Origin of the sequence: Nocardioides oceani, assembly GCF_030412965.1 — a bacterium.
GTDB lineage: Bacteria > Actinomycetota > Actinomycetes > Propionibacteriales > Nocardioidaceae > Nocardioides > Nocardioides oceani.
Genome location: NZ_JAUHJQ010000135.1, coordinates 1 through 280 on the forward strand (window position 1 = coordinate 1; position 280 = coordinate 280).

The following is a 280-nucleotide window of genomic DNA, read 5'->3' on the forward strand; positions in this document are numbered from 1 at the left end:
GCACGCACGGATCGGCAACGCCGTCGGCCTGGACACCCCGGTCAGCACGATCCGGCTGCTGCGTCGGCTGCGCGACGCCGGCTACGACCTCGGCGGGCCCGGGGCCGTGCCGGGGCTCGACGAGGCCGACGACACCGTCGCCGGCGACGCCCTCATCCACGCCCTCATCGCCGCGGGCGGCCAGGACGAGGAGTGGCTCACCTCCGGCCAGCTCACCGACGCCCACGTCCGCGTGACGCCCGAGCAGTACGCCGCGTGGACGGCGCACCTGCCGGCTGCG

Annotated in this window: 1 protein-coding gene; it reads left to right on the forward strand. The window is 76.8% G+C overall.

All coding sequences use genetic code 11. The features are described from left to right. The coding region (locus QWY28_RS23565) for a cobaltochelatase subunit CobN (RefSeq protein WP_300955340.1) at positions 1-280 on the forward strand (280 nt) is incomplete at both ends.